General features: G+C 56.5%; 16 protein-coding genes, 1 tRNA gene, 1 rRNA gene and 1 pseudogene. 10 read left to right on the forward strand and 9 right to left on the reverse strand.

Annotated elements, in window-relative coordinates; genetic code table 11:
- Positions 1 to 14: 14 nt before the first annotated feature.
- Entirely contained in the window at positions 15 to 1,064 is a 1,050-nt protein-coding gene (queA, locus tag AF70_RS16190; protein ID WP_028939501.1) for a tRNA preQ1(34) S-adenosylmethionine ribosyltransferase-isomerase QueA, read from the reverse strand.
- Positions 1,065 to 1,171: 107 nt separating this feature from the next.
- Between queA and AF70_RS16195 the strand changes: the two genes are divergently transcribed.
- The 3 genes from AF70_RS16195 to AF70_RS16205 all read left to right on the forward strand — a co-directional run bounded on the left by AF70_RS16195 (position 1,172) and on the right by AF70_RS16205 (position 7,168).
- Positions 1,172 to 1,256, forward strand: a tRNA-Leu gene (locus tag AF70_RS16195).
- 161 nt (positions 1,257 to 1,417) lie between these two features.
- Entirely contained in the window at positions 1,418 to 1,747 is a 330-nt protein-coding gene (locus AF70_RS16200; RefSeq protein WP_028939502.1) for a hypothetical protein, read from the forward strand.
- Between the two features lie 168 nt (positions 1,748 to 1,915).
- Positions 1,916 to 7,168, forward strand: coding sequence for an ATP-binding protein (locus AF70_RS16205; RefSeq protein WP_028939503.1), 5,253 nt, complete (start codon positions 1,916 to 1,918; stop codon positions 7,166 to 7,168).
- A 316-nt stretch (positions 7,169 to 7,484) separates the two neighbouring features.
- Here AF70_RS16205 and AF70_RS16210 read toward each other — a convergent pair whose 3' ends face one another.
- The 3 genes from AF70_RS16210 to AF70_RS29615 form a co-directional block, all read right to left on the reverse strand.
- Complete coding sequence (locus AF70_RS16210) at positions 7,485 to 9,095, reverse strand: hypothetical protein (RefSeq protein ID WP_028939504.1); 1,611 nt, start codon at positions 9,093 to 9,095, stop codon at positions 7,485 to 7,487.
- A 5-nt stretch (positions 9,096 to 9,100) separates the two neighbouring features.
- A complete protein-coding gene (locus AF70_RS16215) occupies positions 9,101 to 9,817 on the reverse strand; it encodes a hypothetical protein (RefSeq protein ID WP_028939505.1) in 717 nt (238 codons plus the stop codon).
- A gap of 136 nt (positions 9,818 to 9,953) precedes the next feature.
- Positions 9,954 to 10,343: a hypothetical protein gene (locus AF70_RS29615; protein WP_028939506.1), complete on the reverse strand. Its 390-nt coding sequence runs from the start codon at positions 10,341 to 10,343 to the stop codon at positions 9,954 to 9,956.
- Positions 10,344 to 10,383: 40 nt separating this feature from the next.
- Between AF70_RS29615 and AF70_RS16225 the strand changes: the two genes are divergently transcribed.
- The 5 genes from AF70_RS16225 to AF70_RS16245 all read left to right on the forward strand — a co-directional run bounded on the left by AF70_RS16225 (position 10,384) and on the right by AF70_RS16245 (position 16,492).
- Positions 10,384 to 10,692 (forward strand): DUF3077 domain-containing protein, encoded by a 309-nt coding sequence (locus AF70_RS16225; protein WP_028939507.1) that lies wholly within the window; start codon positions 10,384 to 10,386, stop codon positions 10,690 to 10,692.
- A gap of 661 nt (positions 10,693 to 11,353) precedes the next feature.
- Positions 11,354 to 11,830 carry a formate dehydrogenase subunit gamma gene (locus tag AF70_RS16230; RefSeq protein ID WP_018926718.1) on the forward strand — a complete coding sequence of 159 codons (477 nt, stop codon included), beginning with the start codon at positions 11,354 to 11,356 and terminating at the stop codon, positions 11,828 to 11,830.
- Positions 11,827 to 13,389 carry an NADH-quinone oxidoreductase subunit NuoF gene (locus AF70_RS16235; RefSeq protein WP_028939508.1) on the forward strand — a complete coding sequence of 521 codons (1,563 nt, stop codon included), beginning with the start codon at positions 11,827 to 11,829 and terminating at the stop codon, positions 13,387 to 13,389. Before AF70_RS16230 ends, AF70_RS16235 begins: the two co-directional genes overlap by 4 nt.
- Positions 13,386 to 16,274, forward strand: coding sequence for a formate dehydrogenase subunit alpha (gene fdhF / locus AF70_RS16240; protein WP_028939509.1), 2,889 nt, complete (start codon positions 13,386 to 13,388; stop codon positions 16,272 to 16,274). Before AF70_RS16235 ends, fdhF begins: the two co-directional genes overlap by 4 nt.
- Entirely contained in the window at positions 16,271 to 16,492 is a 222-nt protein-coding gene (locus AF70_RS16245) for a formate dehydrogenase subunit delta (RefSeq protein ID WP_019581641.1), read from the forward strand. Before fdhF ends, AF70_RS16245 begins: the two co-directional genes overlap by 4 nt.
- A gap of 109 nt (positions 16,493 to 16,601) precedes the next feature.
- On the opposite strand, the gene AF70_RS16250 is transcribed toward AF70_RS16245, so the two are convergent.
- Entirely contained in the window at positions 16,602 to 17,954 is a 1,353-nt protein-coding gene (locus AF70_RS16250; protein ID WP_028939510.1) for an ATP-binding protein, read from the reverse strand.
- Complete coding sequence (locus AF70_RS16255; protein ID WP_028939511.1) at positions 17,951 to 18,661, reverse strand: response regulator; 711 nt, start codon at positions 18,659 to 18,661, stop codon at positions 17,951 to 17,953. The genes AF70_RS16250 and AF70_RS16255 overlap by 4 nt, the downstream gene beginning before the upstream one ends.
- A 165-nt stretch (positions 18,662 to 18,826) precedes the next feature.
- Between AF70_RS16255 and AF70_RS16260 the strand changes: the two genes are divergently transcribed.
- Together AF70_RS16260 and AF70_RS16265 are read left to right on the forward strand one after the other, a co-directional pair.
- Positions 18,827 to 19,618: a VacJ family lipoprotein gene (locus AF70_RS16260; RefSeq protein ID WP_028939512.1), complete on the forward strand. Its 792-nt coding sequence runs from the start codon at positions 18,827 to 18,829 to the stop codon at positions 19,616 to 19,618.
- A complete protein-coding gene (locus AF70_RS16265) occupies positions 19,608 to 19,871 on the forward strand; it encodes a hypothetical protein (RefSeq protein ID WP_019581645.1) in 264 nt (87 codons plus the stop codon). Before AF70_RS16260 ends, AF70_RS16265 begins: the two co-directional genes overlap by 11 nt.
- A 118-nt stretch (positions 19,872 to 19,989) precedes the next feature.
- Here the strand turns inward: AF70_RS16265 and AF70_RS16270 are convergent, their stop codons facing one another.
- The 3 genes and pseudogenes from AF70_RS16270 to rrf all read right to left on the reverse strand — a co-directional run bounded on the left by AF70_RS16270 (position 19,990) and on the right by rrf (position 21,291).
- On the reverse strand, positions 19,990 to 20,343 hold the full coding sequence (locus AF70_RS16270) for a gamma-glutamylcyclotransferase family protein (RefSeq protein ID WP_028939513.1): 354 nt from the start codon (positions 20,341 to 20,343) through the stop codon (positions 19,990 to 19,992).
- Between the two features lie 13 nt (positions 20,344 to 20,356).
- Positions 20,357 to 21,022 (reverse strand): annotated as a pseudogene (locus AF70_RS16275) (M24 family metallopeptidase).
- A gap of 153 nt (positions 21,023 to 21,175) precedes the next feature.
- Positions 21,176 to 21,291, reverse strand: a 5S ribosomal RNA gene (gene rrf, locus AF70_RS16280).
- Positions 21,292 to 21,409 lie beyond the last annotated feature (118 nt).

Genomic DNA, 21,409 nt, shown 5'->3' on the forward strand with positions numbered 1-21,409 from the left:
ACGACTTTGGCGACTCATTCTTTGTCCTCAGGGCCACGTGGTGCGGGATTACGGGTGATAAACATCGCATCACCGTAGCTGAAAAAGCGGTATTCGTTGTCGACGGCGGCTTTATAGGCGGCCATGGTCTCGGGATAACCGGCGAATGCCGAAACCAGCATCAACAGCGTGGATTCGGGCAAGTGGAAGTTGGTGACCAGGGCATCGACCACGTGAAACGGCCGGCCCGGGTAGATAAAGATATCGGTGTCGCCACTGAACGGCTTGAGCACGCCATCACGCGCGGCGCTTTCCAGCGAACGCACGCTGGTGGTCCCCACGGCCACCACACGACCGCCGCGATCGCGACAGGCTTGGACTGCATCGACCACGTCCTGGCCGACTTCCAGCCATTCGCTGTGCATGTGGTGATCTTCGATCTTCTCCACGCGCACCGGCTGGAACGTGCCAGCGCCGACGTGCAAGGTCACGAACGTGGTCTCGACGCCCTTGGCGGCAATCGCCTCCATCAGCGACTGATCGAAATGCAGCCCCGCCGTCGGCGCCGCCACCGCCCCCAGGCGCTCGGCGTATACCGTCTGATAACGCTCGCGGTCCGAGCCTTCATCCGGGCGGTCTATGTAAGGAGGCAACGGCATGTGCCCGACGCGGTCGAGCAGCGGCAACACCTCTTCGGCAAACCCCAGCTCGAACAACGCATCGTGACGCGCCAGCATCTCGGCCTCGCCACCGCCGTCGATAAGGATCTTCGACCCCGGCTTGGGCGACTTGCTGGAGCGCACATGGGCCAGCACGCGATGACTGTCGAGCACCCGCTCCACCAGAATTTCCAGCTTGCCGCCGGAAGCTTTCTGGCCAAACAGCCGCGCCGGAATCACCCGGGTATTGTTGAACACCATCAAATCGCCTGGGCGCAAATGCTCAAGCAAATCAGTGAATTGACGGTGTGCCAGGGCGCCGCTGACCCCATCCAGGGTCAACAGGCGACTACCGCGACGCTCGGCCAAAGGATGGCGAGCAATCAGCGAATCAGGGAGCTCGAAGGTAAAGTCAGCAACGCGCATGATGGGGTTCGTCTAGCAGGGCCGGGAAGTCTAGCGGAAATATCAAAAATTCTCCATGTACCTGATTGACCAGCGGTATTCACCTCTCTATACTTCGCCGCCATTGAGCCCTGATGGCGGAATTGGTAGACGCGGCGGATTCAAAATCCGTTTTCGAAAGGAGTGGGAGTTCGAGTCTCCCTCGGGGCACCAAAATTAAGAAAGGTCTTGCTTAGCAAGGCCTTTTTTTTCGCCTGTAGAAAAGCCATTGCCCGCACCGCTGTCGTGTGACGGCTGCCGAAGGTTGCGATCTTTTGATCCTGCTTCTCTTACGCACGTCCCGCACCGGTGGAACATTTCACAAGGATTCCCTCATGGAATTGCAGCTGGAAAGCGTCGCCCTCTTCTCCCTGAAACTGGCTTACGAGACGGAAGATTCAAGTCCGATTTTGCGTGACGATCTGGTCATGGGTGATTACCAGCGGGATGTGTTTGAGTTGCTGGTGCGTCGGGGGGATGTTGGGGCGATTCAGTTGAAGGTGGATGAGTGTGTGGGGTTGGCGTTGGAAGCCATTGGGGGTGTGGATAAGCCGTTGGGGAGGGAGCTGCAGAGGTTGTCAGTTGATTTCAGTAAGGCACAGACAATGACGCAGCTTTCGGCGCCGCTCGTCGTGCTTAAGAACTACTTGAAAGACATTCATTGACTAAAGAGGGATTACCAAAAAGCCGGGGATCCCCGATAGATACACAGACCCCGCCCCCTTTTCTTAGACAAACAACAAAACAACCACCTTTTCCCGCACAAGATAAAACGGAGAGGTACTTCATCCTGGGATCATGGTCTAGCGTTGATCTATGGAAAGGAGCGCATCGTGAGGACCATTATGACTAAGGGCCACAATCCGGCAACGACGAGATCTACTGCAGGCTCTGGATTTGCGTTCGAGGATTTTGTTGCAGCTGACTTACTTAGCTGGTTTCTACTCAACATGCCGATCCATGGAATTAGCGTTCCTGGACGAAAGTTGTTTTCGCAGACTCAGGCCATCGGCTGGAAGGTTGACGATCTTCTCTGTGTCGGAATCGATGCCAACGGACGCGAATACAAGTTAGCTCTTTCATGCAAAAGCAACGTTCAGGTTACGGGGCATGGACTACCTGCTGACTTCGTATCCGCTGCCTGGGATATGTGGAGAGCAGAAGCACCTTTTTGTCGTGATACCGATCGAATAGCCTTGGTTACACGCGGGCGACACGTCGCGTTTGATGCGCTTTGGCATGACATCAAAAGTTGGTGCACTGACGGCAATCCGACGCTCGCATTTGCGCGAATTGACGCATCAGCGCGGCATCGGCGCGTGTTCAACAGCATTCGTACCCCAGGAACACAGCATGGGGTGATACCGGAGCTCGCGGAAACAATTGCACTAATAGGACGTCTTGAAGTCCATCCGGTCGACTTTCAATTAAACCCGTCTAACTCGATGGCACACGCACACTATCGCTGCCGCATGGCCCTATTATCCGAAAGCGATACAGAAGCCAAAAATCTATGGGAGTCACTTGTTCAACGTGCGATGGAGGCACGCCTCGGCAATGGCGCCATCGAGCTTTCGGAGCTTTTGCAGCTTCTCGGAGGGCGCTTTGCTTTAAAAGCACATCCAAGTATCTCTGCAACCTGGTCTCGCCTGATGCTCTTTACATCAGATCACCGAGCGGGAATCGAGACTGCGTTGCCGGGTGGAAATTGTCTGGCACGCCCATCGGAACATTTGCAACTTTCGACGGCGCTGGCCTCGAAGCCAGGCTGTATTGTTTTAGGCGATTCTGGAGTTGGCAAATCTGCTCTGGTGAAGCTCGTGCTCGATCAAGACTTCGCTGATACGACTCAAATATGGTTGGGCCCCGAAACCTTGGCGAGCGCGCTCAGCGACGCAGAACGTTCCGCAATGGGACTAGATTGTCCTCTCACCGAAACCTTTATACGGAGTCCCGGGAACAAAAAGATCCTTGTCCTCGATTCTGCCGAACGCCTTGATTCATCGTCATTGAGTCGGCTAGAGAAGCTGATCAGGGAACTGGTTACACAGACAGATGATGATCGGCCGTGGCGCATAGTTTTCATCGCGCAAACGATAGGTTTTGAAGCCCAGTCGCAGCCCCTCGCTATCACCACTTTTTGGCCGAAGGTTATGGTGCAAGCACTGTCCAACGCTTCCGTTCAATCGGCGTTAGCGAACGTTACCCCGCTTCGCTGGATTGCAAACGACGATGAAATTTTACCGCTGCTAGCAAATTTACGAACACTTGGCTGGGTAATAGCCTCGGCTTCATCCTTTGTAGAAGGAATCAGCGGAGAATTAACCTCGACAGCAACAATCGCAGATAGGCTTTGGCTGCGATGGACGGGTGGACGCGCTCAACTTCAGAGGCTAATGATCCGGCTGGCCGAACGCGAAGCATCTTTTGAGCGCAGCTTCGCGATAAGTGAGTTGGATGGCGCCGACGCGTCGGCGTTTGACACACGTTCCAACCAAGTCCCGCTCATCGTCAACGCTCGTAACAGGATTGAATTTCAACACGATCTCGCATCCGATTGGGCACGCTACCAACGGTTGAAAGAGATCGCTGATGACATTCCTCGCTGGGCGCTGCTTGCCCCACAACCTCTATGGATCTCATCGCTGAGACTATTCGGCCAACACCTACTCACTGAACGTGATCAGGCCCGACATGGTTGGGACCACGCATTCGCTACTTTGACGGCACTGAAGCATGTAGAAGCTACTGACTTGCTGCTCGACGCGCTATGCCTCGACTCTCGCCTTGATACACATCTCGAAGCGCGCGCTGAGCTGTTCTTCGCCCAACGAGGCGCACTCATTCTCCGTCTATTCCATCGCTTCCTACATCTGGCAACCAATCCGTGCGTGCCCGCTACTTTTCCTGTAAGTCCTGATCTGCGCATTTATCTTGAAGCTGACATGCGGATGCCAATTCTCGGGCGCTGGATACCCATGGCTCGGTTTCTCAGTCGCAACGTCGAGCGTGTATCGGCTCTAAGTGCTCCTATCGTTTCAAAGATCTGCGCCCTGTGGCTGAACACAACACCACGGATAATTGGCGAGACCGCTATGCCTTTTCGCGACGTGATGGCACGTCTCGCATTGGAGACGGCGAGAACCGATCAGATCGAAAGCATTGCGCACCGAATTGTTGGCGCCCATGGTAACGACGCTAAGCATATCTATAGTTCCGCGCTCGCTGGTGCGGCTGATTTACCTGAGGATGTTGCAATCTTCGCGTTAGAGATGGCACAGCGACGTCCCCTCGTTGAAGCCTCACAGACGCGTGTAAACACACTGCGCCTAACAGAGCGTGTGCGACTCGACGCAGCAAAAAAAAACTCACCTCAGCGACCTCGATCGATACCGACATCCCTTATTTTTAGCAAGATCAAGCTTCCGCCATGGCCGGAAGGTCCTTCAGAAAGAATTAATGGAGCATTTCGCGCTGCAGTGCTCCACGGGAATGCGCTCAGTACACTGATGCAGGTCGCCCCAGCAGCAGCATCGGAAGTACTCCTCGCTTGCATTATTAAAGTCCCCCAAACCAAGGAGTTTGGTTCGTCGATGTACTTCGAAGACGATCTTGGAATGGAGTTCGACCTAGATAGCACACCGACAATTTTCTGGAAGAGCCCCTTTTTGCTCTATCTTCAGATTCAGCCCGACGCGGCTTTGGCTGCTCTAAGACAGTTGATCGATTTCGCGACTCAGCGCTGGGCGGCACGAGCTCCAGTAGGTGCGCATATTCCATCTTTGTCGGTATCGCTAGCCGGCGGCAAAAAACAAGAGTTTCGCGGTAACCATGTGCAGTTTGGCTGGTCACAGCAAAATTCGACATCGAGCGGGCAGCTGTTTAGTGCACTAGACGCACTGGAGCGCTGGCTGACGCTGAAAATCGACGCGGGCGAGGACATCGCTCCTTGGTGCCAACGCATCCTCGACATGGGAACCTCCACCGCACTACTCGGCGTATTGGTCAATCTCGGCAAGTATCAGCCAACACTATTCCAAAGCGTGCTGGTTCCTCTTACAGAAATCGAGGCGCTATATCGGTGGGACGATAGCCGGGTGGAATCGGTTAACTTTAATTTCGCAGCCTTCAACTGGTCGCGACAAGGAGAAACCGTTTTCAACATGGCACGGAATTGGGTGCTAGCGCCTCATCGGCGTAAAACGTTCCGATCTGTACTCTCCAACCTTGTCGTAGCTGACACCGACCTAGCAAAAAGGGTAACCGACGCGTCTGCGCTCTGGCCACAACCGGTAGACCCTAAAGCGTTAATCGAACAACAAATCCTACGCGTGGAGTTGGACCCCATCTACCGGCAATTGATAGTCGATGAAACGAACGGCGAAGCGGTATCACGCATTGTTTACCCCATCGAACTTCAACAAGCCATTACAGCGTTTCAAAAAACGGCCGCCATCAATCTCGAACCGTTCACTGTTCCTTACAAGTGCGAAGAAATCCTTGCGGGCGAGACCCCTCTCTCAAACGCAGACGCCGCATACTTGGCTAACTTACTGCCAGAGGTCGGCTCGACGCTTCCAGAATCCCACGACCAACGCCGGATGATGGCGGCAGCTTCCGCGACGTTAATGGCAAGAGGCATCGACTGGCTACAAGGTCAGGGCGACGTAACAGCTAAAACCCTCCATGTCATACACACTTTGATTACGGAGACGGGAAGCACTCTCGACAAGATCGAAGAGCAAAATAACCATTCTTCGTACGGCACGCTTCGGTTTGCAGCAATCGGTGCTCTCTATGCTGCCATCAACACTAAAGATTCGGGCTCATGGGATCAGGTGCTGGTTTCTGTTATTAGCGGCCGAGATCAGAGTGCTATTGGCGGGCTTATGCGAGAAGCGGCGCGTAATCGAGTCCTCTTAGGCCCCGTATGGTATCAGTTGATGAGGCTGTTAATTCTCGCGGCAGGACTCGACCGGCTCGCTCCAGACTGGGAGGACGCTCCCGCCGTGACGGTTCGATGGAACCGCTGGCTTACAAGGCTTCGATATCAACCTGTTTTTGGCACTAACGCTGACCTTACCAGCTTCAACCCAATCAACATCGCCCGACGGGTAGAACGATTGCTCGTCATACGAAGCACTCGATTGCGACCAGATATTTGTGAACACGTTGGGACCCAAGGTCGCAAGCGACAGTTTACCGGGCTGAACTGGCAAATTCTAAACGTAGGGTTCAACTGGTTGATCGACCATGAACTCGTTGAAGTCAATGTTTTAGTACCAGAGAACCACTCACTAATCGGGCATCTGTGGAGGTTTGAAGAGTGGCGCATGGTAGGAGAGCGCGACGAGATGGAGGTAGATGTGGAGGATTTCGAGGGAGGTGAATATGATCTACCAAGCGAGCTCGGATACTCCATTTTACGCATTGCCCCAACCTTCATCCTCGCTCCATTAATAGGCGAAGCAGCTCCGATCTGGCGCCAAATCCTTGGTTTGGGCCCTGACGGCCATTACGCGATCAACAACTTTATTGGGAGTTGGTTCCTTACGCTGTTGAGAGAACACGATCCGAATCGCTTTATAGTCGAGTGGCGAGCGATGCTTGACTATGCCGTCGCCGCGAATTGGTGTTCAGGTCGACGTTGGTATCGCGGTCGGGAGATGTATGTGAACCTGCTCGGTTTCAATGCGTCTCGCGAATTGACGCACGGGAGTGTCATCTGTGAACGATTGCCAGAATTATTACCGTATTACCGGCGGTGGGCGGAGGAGCAGTTATCCGGTGACGAAGATAACATCGCGATCTTCAGCCACTTCCTGACTACTCAACCTGGTGAGTCGCTGCGCCTCGAAGGCTTAATCTGGCTCAATTCTGCGCTACTACAAACAAAACGATTGAATCGAATATCTACTGGAAACAGCATCGCCGAGGCAATAGACACGATCCTTATGCAACACCCTAATGACCTAATCTCGCAGCCAGCGAGTAGAGAGGCAATGATTGCCATTGTTGCCCGACTCGTACGTGAACAGATTGGTGCTGCAATGGGACTTCAGAAAAGGATCGGAAATTTACGGTGAAACCTTTGCCGCGAAATTCAATGACGTGATTTGATTTCGGAAGGAGAAAGGAGAAAGGAGACCAAAGAAAGGGGAAATATTTATTCTCATTTGAGTAATAAATTCACTTTTCGGTCAGTCCTCTTTTCGCCTTTTCGTGCTTACTAGGCACCGGCAAAAAATTACAACCACATGAAATTCCTCAATCTCAAACTGTGTCCAGGCATATAGAATGAGAACGTTGAACTTGTAACGAAGCCAGCTTACGTTTGTCGACCCTGGGATGACGTTAACGCAAGCTAGCTTTGTGATTCAGCTCAACAAACGGTGTACGGCATTAGCCTGACAGGTACTCGAGTACAGCCGCGACCGCTGCATTGCGCATTCGACGCGCTCTTTTATCCCCAACATAATTCGCTTCTTTAAGCTTCGCCTCTGTCGCATTTAGCACATCTCGGACAGTATTGAGGCCGAGCTCAGTCAGCTTTTCCAATTGCCAACCGGTCAAATCGAGTACGTTAGCCGGCCTATCTAATTGGGTGTTGAGGGCCAACGCCATACCTTCATCGGTGATTAGTGCGGCCTGATCGGTAAGTTTTTTATATGATGGATGATTCGAACCATATTCGGTCATCCGTTTTGGAGTCAACTCTTTTGCAATCTCAAATGCCGAACTCGTCGGCGTGGATTCAAGTGCAAAAAGGCAACCAAGATTAATCACATAACGTTTTCCAATTTCGGCGCGGCTTGCTTTGATACCGACTGCGTGCTCAATCACAATCCCGGTATATGCAAGGACTCGCAAAGCCTCTTTTATAAGCTCTGGCGCATCCCGATGAATCCAAAAGAAAGCGGACGTAGCCTTGTCGGAAGAAAGATACTGCTCGTTCTTGGTCTTTATATCAGGAAGTACCTGAGCTTCAATAAACTCTCTACCCCAGTCAATTAAAGCTTTATGTCCAGAATACTTTTCCGACAGTGTAGAGTGCTCTGCCCATATTTCGGTTCTATAAAACTCTCTAATTGTCTCATTTACTTGCTGAGAGTTTATTTTCGGACATTGAGCTATTGTTTTTAGCAACAGCCGGGGATTGCCGGTCGCCGCGTAAGCCAATGTGGAGAAATTCTTTCCATATTGAGCAATTTGAGCCAGTATATTGCTATCAGCCTGCTTTTGAACGATTTCTCGCATATTTTCAACATAGTCGCTCGAGAGAATATCTCGATCAATGGTGAGCATCGTAGCGTCATGAACTGGTTGAAAAGTCTCACCGAACGTTGTTACTCCAGGATAGACCGCAGCATTGCAAGTAATACAATGCGACCGCAAATCTCTAAAAATCGTAAAAAACTGCCGTTGTTGTTCCGGCAAGAAAATATGCGCTGCCTCATCAAAAAGAAGGGCAAATCTGGAAACGTTGAGCTCATCACCCAAATCTTCTAATGCCTCCTTAAAGTCGTCGATAGTGGGAAGACCTTCGGCACTTACGGCAACTTGGGGTGTTTTCCATGACGCCTCATAGGCGTCAGCAATTTCCTCGACCTTCGTACGCTCTATGGACGACGTTACCACCCCTCCAGCAAGCAAGCCAATGCTCTTCGGAACACCACCGAGCAGGCCAGCTTTCGTCAAACTTCTCATCACAGAAGAGCAAATTCTTGCGAGCATCCAATGCTTGAACTGGTCCGGATCAGACGATTGGAGCAATGAGCTTCTCACGAAGCTGATATAAACGGGAAATACGCGGTCCTGCTCGAACGCATCCATGAGTTCTTTTTGTGCGACTCGAAGCAGGAATGACTTCCCCACACCTCGGCTCCCGACTAGCACAACAGGATTTCTGTTTTTCAGAGCATCAACGACTTGGCGGTCTTTTGACGTTTCGACAAAATATTCAAGAACTTCGTCGGGCCGAATATCCTCGGTCCTAAAGAAAAAGTCTGCCATGGCTATTAGGTCCCCGCTGGTTGCGCGAAAATTTCCTGAACTGGTGCTAAATCTCCAATAACATCTGTAATTATCGGCTCCATTCGATCCATCGCTTCCTTAGTAATGTAGTTTAGATAGCGAGCGGAGAATGCAAAAATAATCGCCAGTCGCATTGTTGCAGCCTTGTCATGCCAAGAGAAAAAAGCTTCTTTTTGAAATGCAATGTCAGAAGGAAGAATCGCATGGGTACCTGCGTTCCCGTGAACAAATTCTGAGCACTCACGATAGACAGCTTCGGCAATGGCTAGGTATTGCTTACCACAATCCGAAAAGCCTGGATTGAAGGCGCGAATAAAGTTTGTAGCAAACACTCCATTTTGCGAGTCCTTCAAAGCACTCCAATTTATATCCTTCGAATCTTTTGCCCACATTCGATAATCGATTTCATGCGCGGAGAACTGCACTGTAGCAAGCATGAGCTCAAAGAAAAGTCTAAGCCCACCAAAAGCGTGCCTATACTGGCCGCTGACTAAAGCAAAAAGGGCAAATTGGTATTCCTTTACTGCAGAATCGAGAACAGCCGCTTCTGGACGCCCTGCAATAGCTATTTTTATTGCGTCGAAATCGAGCAAATAATTATGGGAGGCAATCAACGCCTCAACCCCATTTGCTCCAACCATCTCAGCCAATACAATGTCCGAGTTCTTAAAAAGAGCACGATAATGCTCGAGTACATCCATGATTTCTTCCCTAGTCGTGAGTTGCGTATGGCGCTAATCCGGATTGTCGACTAACCATAGGCAGATGTCGAATTTCTGCTTAGCGCAACAAATAAACCTACGCCATCATCTGTTACAAGCCCAGTCTTCCTACGCATTAGGTACCAACCTCACGAATGTGGTTGGTATCGAAGCTCTCGAAGGTTGCGGGAAAGAAATCTACAAGATACCCTTTCACCGTCGCTGCCAATTCAGCGACCGGGTGTGGAAACCCGTGTAATTCAAGGCGCAACAGCGCCCCCATCACGTCTGCCGGCGCTTTTTTTGTGTCTGCGGCGTGAGCTATGGCGGCTGTGCGTGGGACGTCTTCGGGCGTGCCGGTTTCCTTGATTCCCGGTTTTCCACCCTGCGCACAGCTGTCACCCATTCGTGTGGAAACGAACGTGGCGGCTCCCCATATCAAGGAGTCTGATAATGCGCAGCATGAATCCGTACAAAATTTGTCTTTTCCCTCTACGCAATTCCCAATCGCGTAACGCCCCACCATCCCCCCTCTCCCACCGCCTCTCCGTCATCGGAGGTGGCCAATGACCGATCAATCAGACCTCAAAACCATCGGCTTAACCCCCGCCATTTACTGCTCCGATCAACCACTCTTCCACGTCACCCACGGCGTTCCTCTCGGCGACGCCTTATCCATGGCTTCTGACTTTCTGTTCCTCGCCAAGAAGCTGACCGAAGATGCTGCCTATGCCAGAGATACCGACCGCCATGCCTGGGCCGCGCATTATTTGACGGCGATGAGTAAGGCGGTGGTTGATGATGCGGTGAAGGTGCTTGCGCGGGATCGAGATTCTGCGCCGGCACCTGAGCGGGCGGCGACATCTGAAGGGTAGTGGCTGGAGAATGGCGGGATGGTTTTGATGCCGGTGGGTGACCGGTATGACGCCTGTGGGAGTGAGCTGCTTGGGATGGTGGCCGGGCATCAGTATTGATGTTGGCTGAGCTGGCGCTTTCGCGAGCAAGCTTCGCTCCTACAGGGGTTGCGGTTGTCTGACAGGGATTGTTAGCCCCGAGCTTTTCGGGGCTTTTAGTTGATCAGATCAAAGCGGGGCTTTTTATCCAGCGTGAATGTTTATAGGGCCTTTGGTTTACAGCGCAATAAATCAACGCATCTGCTCCCTGGAATTGCCCACGGATCTGATGCTGTTTCTTACCTGTGATGCTTGATATATATCAGGCATCGACAGGCCCTCAGGGCATTAGGTCAGTGAGCGAACGCCCCACGCCCCGCTCATCTAGACTTAATGGATAGTCGTAGGCAGAACCGAACACGTCGCTTTGGTGCGGATGATTCAAAGGCGGCGTGGCAAGCTGCGTGATATGCCTGAAGAGGTGCGGCGAAGACCGCGCCGGGCACAACAAGATGCCCACTCAGGGTGCCCTGGCCAACGGCCTGAAAATGCCACGAAACCGTGACGTGGTGTGAACGCCGCAGCCGACACTTTCGGACGACCGACAACCGCCTGGTTTGTCCGTGACCGTGAGGAATGCTGTATGTCTGATGAGATGTTGCACCTGCCTATGGTCAACAGCCTGCTGGAGCGCCACAAGGGTTTACCCGGCGCATTGTTGCCGATCCTTCATGAAATTCAGGAGGGCATCGGTTATATCCCCGATGCCGCCGTTCCCGAGATTGCCCACGCCCTCAACCTGAGTCAGGCCGAGGTTCGCGGGGTGATCAGCTTCTACCATGACTTCCGTACCGCGCCTCCTGCCCGACATATCCTGCGTCTGTGCCGGGCCGAGTCCTGCCAGAGCCGCGGCGCCGAGCAGCTCGCGGCGCAATTGCGCGACCGCCTGCAACTGGACGACCACGGCAGCAGTGCCGACGGCAACATCAGTCTGCGCCCGGTGTATTGCCTCGGCGCCTGCGCCTGCTCGCCTGCCCTGGAGCTGGATGGTCAGGTGCATGCGCGGCTCACTGCCGAACGCCTGGATGCCCTGCTCAACGCTTGCCAGGAGGACGCATGATGCCGACGCTTTATCTGCCCTGTGATTCTCTTGCCCGTGCCGTAGGCGCCGATGAGGTGGCCGTGGCCCTGACCACTCAGGCCCGGGAGCGCGGTCTGCCGCTGGACTTGCAGCACACCAGCTCGCGCGGCCTGTACTGGCTGGAACCGCTGCTGGAAATGGACAGCCCGCAAGGTCGTATCGGCTTCGGCCCGCTGACCGCTGCCGATGTGCCGTCCGTGCTCGATGCGCTGCAAGGCGAGCTGTCCGCTCATCCGCTGGCCTTGGGGCTGGTGGAGGAGTTGCCTTATCTGAAGAGCCAACAACGCCTGCTGTTCGCCCGCGCCGGCATTACCCGGCCGTTGTCCCTGGAGGATTACCGGGCTCACGGAGGCTTCGAGGGCTTGACCCAGGCCATCGCCTTGGGCGGCGAGCAGACCGCGACTGCAGTATTCGATTCGGGTCTGCGTGGCCGTGGCGGCGCGGCTTTCCCGGCCGGGATCAAATGGCGCACGGTGCGCGCCACCCAAGCGGCGCAGAAATACATTGTGTGCAACGCCGACGAAGGCGACTCCGGCACCTTCGCCGACCGTATGCTGATGGAAGGCGACCCCTTCCTGCTGATCGAAGGCATGGCCATTGCCGGCATCACCGTCGGCGCCAGCTACGGCTACATCTATGTGCGCTCGGAATATCCACAGGCCGTGGCCACCTTGCGCGAGGCGCTGGACATCGCCCGGGCCGCCGGTTACCTCGGCGCCAATGTCGGCGGCAGCGGACTGGCCTTCGACATGGAAGTGCGGGTCGGTGCCGGCGCTTACATCTGCGGTGAAGAAACCGCGCTGCTGGACTCCCTCGAAGGCAAGCGCGGGATCGTCCGCGCCAAGCCGCCGATCCCCGCGCTGCAGGGCCTGTTCGGCCTGCCGACCCTGGTGCACAACGTGCTGACGCTGGCCTCGGTGCCCATGATTATGGCCAAGGGCGCGCCGTTCTATCGCGATTACGGCATGGGCCGTTCCCTGGGCACCATGCCCTTCCAGCTGGCGGGCAATATTCGTCACGGCGGTCTGGTGGAACGGGCCTTTGGCCTGACCCTGCGCGAATTGGTGGAAGATTACGGTGGTGGTACCGCCAGTGGCCGGCCGCTGAAGGCCGCGCAGGTTGGCGGCCCTCTCGGCGCCTGGGTGCCGCCGTCGCAATTCGACACGCCGCTGGATTACGAAGCCTTCGCCGCCATCGGCGCAATGCTCGGTCACGGTGGTGTGGTGGTGGCTGACGACAGCCTGGACATGGCCCACATGGCGCGCTTCGCCATGCAGTTCTGCGCCGAGGAATCCTGTGGCAAATGCACCCCATGCCGCATCGGCTCGACCCGGGGCGTTGAGGTGATCGACCGCCTGCTGGCCGCACCTGACCAGAGCGGTCGCGATGAACAGGCAATCATCCTCAAGGACCTGTGCGACACAATGCAATACGGTTCGCTGTGCGCGTTGGGCGGCATGACCTCCTATCCGGTCGTCAGCGCCCTCAAGCACTTCCCCGCCGACTTCGGTCTGCAAGCCTCGGAGGCCGAGCAATGATCACTGTATTCGACCCGAAAACCGATATGGATCTGGGTACCCCGGCCCGCGAAAGCCAGGTGCAAGTCACCCTGAACATCGACGGCCAAAGCATCAGCGTGCCCGAAGGCACCTCGGTGATGCGCGCCGCCGCGTTGCTCGGCACCACCATCCCCAAACTGTGTGCCACCGACAGCCTGGAAGCCTTTGGCTCCTGCCGCATGTGTCTGGTGGAGATCGACGGCATGCGCGGCTACCCCGCATCCTGCACCACGCCGGTCAGCGAAGGCATGACCGTGCACACCCAGACGCCGAAGCTCGCGACCCTGCGCCGCAACGTCATGGAGCTGTACATCTCCGATCACCCGCTGGATTGCCTGACCTGCTCGGCCAACGGCAACTGCGAGCTGCAAACCGTCGCCGGTCAGGTCGGCCTGCGGGAAGTGCGTTACGGCTATGAGGGCGAGAACCATCTGGACGACGTGAAGGACACGTCCAACCCGTACTTCGACTACGACCCGAGCAAATGCATCGTCTGCAACCGCTGCGTGCGCGCCTGCGAAGAAACCCAGGGTACGTTTGCCCTGACCATTACCGGGCGCGGGTTCGAATCCCGGGTCGCGGCCGCCGGTGGCGAGGACTTCCTCGACTCGGAATGCGTGTCCTGCGGCGCCTGTGTGCAAGCCTGCCCGACCGCGACGCTGATGGAAAAAAGTGTGGTCGAACTGGGTCAGCCCGAACATAGCGTGATCACCACCTGCGCCTATTGCGGAGTGGGATGTTCGTTCCGCGCCGAGATGAAAGGCGACCAGCTGGTGCGCATGGTTCCGGACAAGAACGGCCAGGCCAACCACGGCCACTCCTGCGTCAAGGGGCGCTTTGCCTGGGGCTACGCGACTCACCCGGATCGCATCACCAAGCCGATGATCCGCAAGTCCATTAACGACCCTTGGCAGGAAGTCAGCTGGGATGAAGCGGTGACTTACGCCGCCAGCGAATTCCGCCGGTTGCAGCAAAAATACGGCCGCGATTCCATTGGTGGCATCACCTCCAGCCGTTGCACCAACGAAGAAACCTATCTGGTGCAAAAACTGGTGCGCGCCGCGTTCGGCAACAACAACGTCGACACTTGTGCGCGGGTCTGCCACTCACCGACCGGCTATGGCCTGAAACAAACCCTGGGCGAGTCCGCCGGCACGCAGAGTTTCGACTCGGTGATGCAGGCTGACGTGATCCTGGTGATGGGTGCCAACCCCAGCGACGCTCACCCGGTGTTCGCCTCCCAGCTCAAGCGCCGCCTGCGTGAAGGCGCGCGACTGATCGTCATCGACCCACGCCGTATTGACCTGGTGGACACGGTGCATGCCCGCGCCGAACTGCACCTGGCCCTGCGTCCGGGCACCAACGTCGCCATGCTCAACGCCCTGGCCCACGTCATCGTCACCGAAGGCTTGCTCAACCAGGCCTTTATCGACGCTCGTTGCGAGGGCAACGATTTCGCCCACTGGAAAGAGTTCGTCAGCCGAGCGGAAAACTCGCCGGAAGCCCTTGGCCCCGTCTGCGGCGTAGAACCTGCCGATATCCGTGCCGCTGCACGCTTGTATGCCACCGGCGGTAACGCGGCGATCTACTACGGCCTGGGCGTCACCGAACACAGCCAGGGCAGTACCGCGGTCATGGGCATCGCCAACCTGGCCATGTCCACCGGCAACATCGGTCGCGAAGGCGTGGGCGTGAACCCGTTGCGTGGGCAGAACAACGTTCAGGGCTCCTGCGACATGGGCTCCTTCCCCCACGAACTGCCCGGTTACCGTCACGTCTCCAACGAGGTGGTACGGACGCAGTTCGAACAGGCCTGGAACGTCACCCTGCAACCCGATCCGGGCCTGCGCATTCCCAACATGTTCGAGTCTGCACTGGCCGGCAGCTTCAAGGGCCTGTACTGCCAGGGCGAAGACATCGCCCAGAGCGACCCCAACACCCAACACGTCACCGCGGCGCTGTCGGCCATGGAATGCATCGTGGTGCAGGACATTTTCCTCAACGAAACCGCCAAGTTCGCCCATGTGTTCCTGCCGGGCGCCTCGTTCCTGGAAAAAGACGGCACTTTCACCAACGCCGAGCGGCGCATCTCCCGGGTGCGCAAGGTCATGGAGCCTCTGGGCGGCAAGGCCGACTGGGAAGGCACCGTGGCTCTGGCTAACGCCCTGGGCTATCCGATGAACTACAAGCATCCGTCGGAGATCATGGATGAAATCGCCAGCCTGACGCCGACCTTCACCAACGTCAGCTACGCCGCACTGGATAGTCACGGCAGCCTGCAATGGCCGTGCAACGCCGCGGCACCGGACGGCACCCCAACCATGCACATTGAGGAATTCGTGCGTGGCAAGGGGCGCTTCATGCTCACCGGCTACGTGCCGACCGAGGAGAAGGTCAACAGTCGCTATCCGCTACTACTGACCACCGGGCGCATCCTCAGCCAGTACAACGTCGGCGCCCAGACCCGCCGCACTGAAAACGTCGCCTGGCACGACGAAGACCGCCTGGAAATCCACCCGACCGACGCCGAGAGCCGTGGGATCAACGAAGGCGATTGGGTCGGCATCGGCAGCCGCGCCGGCCAGACCGTACTGCGGGCACGAGTCACCGAGCGGGTTGCCCCAGGCGTGGTGTACACCACCTTCCACTTCCCTGAGTCGGGTGCCAACGTGATCACCACCGACAACTCCGACTGGGCGACCAACTGTCCGGAGTACAAGGTCACCGCCGTGGAGGTCAGCCGCGTCTATCACCCTTCCGAGTGGCAAAAACGCTATCAGGCATTCAGCGACGAACAACAACGCCTGCTCAACGAACGTCGCCATGAACGTAGCGCCGGGACAAAAGCCGAGGTACGCCGATGAGTACGGAAAACCTGATCAAGATGGTCAACCAGATCGCCCAATACTTTGCCAGCGAACCGGATCAGCAACAGGCCGTGCTCGGCGTGCGCAATCATCTGCAGATGTACTGGACGCCCGGCATGCGCAAGGAGTTGCTGGCCTGGCAGACGGCGCATCAGGGAGCAGACTTGCACCCGCTGGCGCAGGCAGCGGTTAGTGGGGCTGGCTGGGAGGCTTAGGTTTACACGATCCTTGGGGAAGATTGCCCCTTGGCCTGTTGGCTGAAAACTGTGGAGAGGGAGCTTGCTCCCTCGCCACATGTAAGCATGTGTTGCGAGTCTTTCGGGACTAATGCACCGGCAACACCACCAACGCCTCCAACCCGCCCATCGACCGATTACTCAGGGTCAGCTCGCCTCCGTGTTCCAGCACAATCGCCCGCGCCGCCGATAACCCCAAACCAACACCCCCAGTGCTTTTGTTACGCGAGCCTTCCATGCGAAAGAACGGTGCGAACACTTGTTCAAGGCAGGCATCTGGAATACCCGGTCCACGGTCCAGTATTTTGATCCGCACCTCTCCAGTACCGGGAATCAGTTCAATCTCCGGCTCACTACCGTACTTGATGGCGTTATCAAGCAAGTTAGTGATCACCCGTTTGAGCCCCAACGGTCGACCGAAATACACCAGCCGCAGCGGCCCGCTGAAGGCAATCTCAATACGCTGATCACGGTAATCATCGAGCAGGGTTTGCAGCAGTTCCGCCAGATCAAACTGGGTGGCCGGTTCAAGCCTGGCGTCGTCGCGGAAGAACTCCAGTGCCGAGTGGATCATCGCCTGCATTTCATCCACGTCACGAAACAGCCGCTGCTGTTGCTCGGTATCTTCGATGAACTCGCCACGCAGGCGCATCCGCGTCAGAGGGGCGCGCAGGTCGTGAGAGATGGCGGCAAGCATTTGCGTGCGGTCGCGAATGAAGTGCTGCAACTGGGCCTGCATGGCATTGAACGCGAGAATAGCCTGACGGATTTCGTGGGGACCGAGTGGTTCGATCGGCGGTGCGCGGAAGTCCACGCCGAAGCGGCGGGCGCCTTCGGCAAAGCGCTGCAAAGGTGTGGCGAGGCGTCGGGTGGCGATCAGCGCGACCAGGGCGGTGGAGATCAGCACCAGCAGGATCACGATCAGATAGCGTGGCGTTTCGTCGAGCCCCCAACTGCGCGAGGGCGCGGAGAACATCAGCCACGATGCGTCGGACAACTCGATCAGCAGCGCGTAATGTGCGTCCGCCGTGTGCTCCTTCCAGTCGGCCGGTTCATAGGCTTCGATGCGCCGGTCAGGGGCTCTGAGCATCGGCTGCAGGATGCTCGAACCGATGTCGGACTTCGGATCTTCCACTGTCGGCAGATTGAGATCGTGCCGATCAGGGTGCCAAGTGATTGTGAAGCCGCTCTCGTTGGCGGCTTGCGCCAATGAGGGACGCAGAGGCGCCGGAGCGGCCTCGATGACGCGGGTGATGGCGGCGGCTTTTTCCAGCAGGCCGATTTCGGTCAGCGGCGGACGCGCCCACACGCCGGCCAGTTGGATAAACAACCCGTTGAGCGCCAGTGAAATGAGCATGGCCAGAATGATCGTCAACGCAATCCAGCGCGCCACCGTATCTTGCGGCCAGTCTCGGGCGCGAATCCGCTTCAGCCAGCTCATCGCCGCGTCACGCTGGGTGTGAACAGGTAACCACCATTGCGCACTGTGCGAATCATTGCCGGGCGCTTGGTATCGGACTCGAGTTTGCGTCGCAAGCGGCTGACTTGAACGTCGATGCTGCGATCGAACGCCTCATGGCAATGCCCGCGCGCCAGGTCCAGCAACTGCTCGCGGGTGAGAATGCGCTGCGGGTGCTCGACGAAGACCAGCAGCAAGTCAAACTCACCGGCCGATAGCGGGATCATCACGTTGTCCGGCGAGCGCAACTCACGGCGAGTGACGTCCAGGTGCCAGTCAGCGAAATCAATCAGCGGCCGTGGCCGTTCCTGCGGCACCGGACGACGCTCGTCCACACGCCGCAGCACGGCGCGCACTCTGGCCAGCAACTCACGGGCGTCAAAGGGTTTGGTCAGATAATCATCGGCGCCCAGCTCCAGCCCGACCACCCGGTCACTGAGCTCGCTCATGGCCGTGAGCATGATCACCGGCATTGCATATCGAATCCGCAGTTGCTGACACAGGATCAGCCCGCTGTCGCCGGGCAACATCACGTCCAGAATGATCAGGTCCGGTGCCTGGCGCTCTATGGCCGCCCACAGCGACGCACCGTCTGTGGCGACCTCGACACTGTAGCCGTGCTGCACGAAGAATTTTTTCAGTAGATCGAGGACTTCAAGATCGTCGTCCACAATTAAAAGGCTGTTCACCGAAGGTCACTTAAGGGGGCGAATGGAACCGCCATCTAAAACCATTCACGGCAGCGCGTCATATATTTCAATCTTGCAACAAAACGTCATCGCCGCAATAAACCAGACATCTTCGCGCAAGGCATGGGGCTCAGTATCTCGGCGAATTCCTCCCGAGACTCATCCATGTTGCCTTTCAAGTGTGCTCCCTGGCTGGCCCGTAATACTTCGATTGCTGTGCTGACCGCAGGGTTGACGGGTTGCAGCAGCCAACCGCCGTCTACCACCAACGTGAGCTGCGCCGACGTCGCCTATTCGGTGTACGATCCGGCGGAACCACTCAATCGCGGGGTCTTCGCGTTTAACCGGGTGCTCGATGACTACGCTCTGGCGCCGGTCGCTCGCGGCTATCGTTACATGCCGGACTTTTTCCAGACCGGTGTGCATAACTTTGTAGCGAACTTCGGCGAGCCCAAGGTCTTTATCAATGACCTGCTGCAAGGCAACCCGATGCGCTCGGTCAATACCATGGGGCGTTTCGTGCTCAACACCACAGTCGGGGTGGTGGGCTTGATCGACGTTTCCGGCATGGCCGGTATCCCGCGTCACAATGCGGACTTCGGCCAGACCTTCGGCGTGTGGGGCATCGGCAACGGTCCGATCGTCGAGCTGCCATTGCTCGGAACCTCCAACAGTCGCGACGCCGCCGGCCGCGTGCTCGACTTTGTGGTCGATCCGTTCGGCAGTAACAGCGATACCGTGGACACGCTGTCCACTATCAGCACTGTCGGCGGCATCGTCGATGGTCGGGCAGAAGCCTTACCGTTGACCGACAGCCTGCAAAAACTGCCGGACTACTACGGCGCTCTGCGTAACGTGGTTGCCGAGCGTCGTGCCGCTTACGTAGCCGATGGCAAACAAGGCTCGTCAGAGCACACCACCCCACAGTGCACAGGAGCAGCGGCCGATGGGTTCTGAAAGCAATAGCCTGACTCTGCAGAAACGGGTAATCCAGCAAGATCCGGCCAATCTGCATTGTCGGGAAATCACCCTGCGCCTGTCAGCGGACTGTCGCCAACTGGTGCTCAGTCGCTACACCGAACACTACGGCCAGGCGGTGGTGCGTTGGATCGAGCGTAGCCATACGGTGTCAGTAGCCGAACTGTTGCGCTGGCTCGTGGCCAATGGTGAGGTGGAGGTCACGCGAGCTGATAGTCAGTCACTGTCTTGATTTCAGGGGGATGATACGGAGGATGGTAGTCTTCCGGTCGTCATCCCCTGCGAAGCCTACAGCGAAACTGAGACAAATCTGTCTGCCCTCGCATAGTTACTGCCGCCCTTACCAGCAATCAGGCTCGCACATAGACCCAAGCGCTGATGCCGGACTTGAGGGTCACACTGATGCGTTTGTAGTCCGCCACCTCGTATTCGTCGGCCGCGACCAGCTCTTGGGCCGTGATTTCGAAAACAGTGCCGGCGATCTCGTCCGACACGTCGCCACTCTCCTGCACGATCGGATGATGGGTTTTCCCACTCGCCGCCAACACCGCCGGATCGGTTATCTCGACCAGGTTCTGCTTGTAACCTGGCAGGCTGTCCAGGCGCCCTTTCAACTCGCGCCCGAAGGTGGACAGCTGAACGGCCCGGTCCTGCAAAGTACCGTAGGAGAACAGCAGAACCGGTTGCCCTGTTTGGTTTGGCATGAGGTTTCCTTGATCAGATAAGCAAGTCTTCGTAGAACGCTCCGAAAGGGCGTTCAGGGTGGGCGATCTGGATTTCCAGAATCCACAGGCCGGTTGTCGGGCACTTGTCTAAATCCCCGAGGTCGCCACCACGGTGAATCGCATGAGGGAAATCGCTGACTCTATGGCCTTTGATGTCGAGGTTGAGCTTCCATCCCATGGCTTACGCCTGGTCAGCCGCATAGCGGTAAAGCTCCATGCCGGAAACCCGCTCGCTACGCCAAAAGCCTTCGACCCGATTGAAAAGCTCCCGAGAGGCCGCAGCACAGGCGATCATTTCCGGGTCGGAACCGGTGGTGAAAGTCGCCCCTGCATCACCTTCGTGCCCTTGCCAGACCGCGCCCATGTCGACGAAAAAAATATCTTCGTCACCCAGCACAGGATCGCCATCGGAGCGCTGTTTGAACGTCTTGAGCGTATTGGCGCCAAAGCGGATCAGCAGCGGGTGCCAGATGCGATCCATGCCAAGTTCCGACAGAACCTGTTTACCCAGTGACTGGGCTTTGGACTCGCGCATGCCGGGAGAAACAACCCGGGCAATCTGTTCGATGGCCTTCCAGGTCATCTGCTGCGCATGGCGCATCGTTTCCAGCGTGTAACGCTCGCCTACTGCTTCTTTACCGCTCAGAGCCGTTGTCATCGATCATTCCTTTTGTACGAATTCTCGCTGTATATTTTTATATATTGCGATACTCGATAAAAAAGATATAGCCATGATCCAGGCTAAAGAAACTTTCCTGCGGGCAAAACAAAACCCCTACCTGCATACGCAGATAGGGGTTTCGGAATTTAATCTTGACGATGACCTACTCTCACATGGGGAAACCCCACACTACCATCGGCGATGCATCGTTTCACTTCTGAGTTCGGGATGGGATCAGGTGGTTCCAATGCTCTATGGTCGTCAAGAAATTCGGGTACCGAACCGTCTTTCGACGCTTCAGCAAATTGGGTATGCGATAGTTTGTGCGGCTTTTGTGAATGGTGCGAACTTTCGGTTCATTGCGTCTTCACACACCGCAATCTG

It is taken from the genome of Pseudomonas sp. KD5 (genome assembly GCF_012932895.1).
Lineage (GTDB): Bacteria > Pseudomonadota > Gammaproteobacteria > Pseudomonadales > Pseudomonadaceae > Aquipseudomonas.